At 69.7% G+C, this 1327-nt stretch carries 1 pseudogene; it reads left to right on the forward strand.

Annotation, left to right across the window (positions count from 1 at the left end):
* Positions 1-58: 58 nt before the first annotated feature.
* Positions 59-1291: pseudogene (locus tag B1A87_RS22665) on the forward strand (helicase-associated domain-containing protein); the annotation flags it as partial.
* Positions 1292-1327: the final 36 nt, after the last annotated feature.

Raw genomic sequence — 1327 nt, forward strand, 5'->3', positions numbered from 1 at the left:
ATCATGGACGCCAAGGACGTGGACCTGTCTCTTATACACATCTAGATGTGTATAAGAGACAGCCGCCGCGCTGCGCCGCAACGCCGCCCTCGGCGCCATCGCCGAGACCCTGCGGCTCACCGGCGAACTGCTCCATGCCGTCCGCATGCAGCCGCTGGCCACGCTGCGGAGCGGCGGCGTGGGTATCCGCGAAATGCGGCGGCTTGCCGATTCCCTGCGGGTCGATCAGCAGCTGGCCGCGGTGCTGCTGGAGTTCTGTGCACTGTCCGGACTGGTCCGGCTGGATGTGGACAGCTCCTGCTGGGTGCAGCCCCCTCACCTGGAGTGGCTGGGACTGCCACGGCAGGAACAGTGGCTGTGGCTGGTCAACGCCTGGCTGGCCAGCGAACGCGCCCCCTCACTGGTGGGCCAGCCCATCAACGGCCAGCCCGGCGGGCAGCCCGGCCACCGGGCCGCCGCCGGCACCACGGTCAACGCGCTCTCCGCGGAGGCCCAGCGAACCGATGCGCCCGTCGTCCGGAGGAGGATCCTGGAAATCCTGCAGGAGCTGACCCTTGAAGCGGAAGCGTCCGACGGGACAGCCCCGGTCCTCAACGCCGAGGCCGTGCTGCAGCGCGCCGAGTGGTCCCAGCCGCGCATGGCCCGCCGGTTCAGCTCGCTGATCCGGGGAGTGCTTGCGGAGGCAGAAATGCTCGGACTGATCGGCTCCGGCGCGCTCAGCCAGCTGGGCGCGGCCATCGCCGCGGAGTCGCCGCAGGACGCCATGAACATCCTCGGCGAGCACCTGCCCGCGGCGCTTAGCCACGTGCTCCTGCAGGCTGATCTCACGGCCGTGGCGCCGGGCTACCTCGCCCCGGAGCTGAGCGAACAACTGCTGCGGATGTCGGACGCCGAAGGGCAGGGCCCAGCCACCATCTACCGGTTCTCGGCGGCGTCCATCCGGCGTGCGCTGGACTCGGGACTGGACGCCGCCGCCATCCTCGGCTTCCTCCGCCAGCACTCGGCCACCGCAGTTCCGCAGCCGCTGCAGTATCTCGTGGAGGACACCGCCGCCCGGCACGGCAAGCTGCGCGTCGGCGCGGCAACCAGCTTCATCCAGAGCGACGACGAGGCCGCCCTCAGCGAACTGGCCGGCGAGGCCGCCGCGTCGTCACTGGGCCTGGTCCGGATCGCCCCCACCGTCCTGGTTTCCACGGCATCGCCCCGGCAGACGGCGTTGGTGCTGCGGGGGCTGGGACTTTCGCCCGCCGTCGATGACCCGGGATCCGCCGTCGTCCACCTGAACCGTACCTGTCTCTTATACACATCTAGATGTGTATAAGAGACA

Source organism: Arthrobacter sp. KBS0703, from assembly GCF_002008315.2.
Lineage (GTDB): Bacteria > Actinomycetota > Actinomycetes > Actinomycetales > Micrococcaceae > Arthrobacter.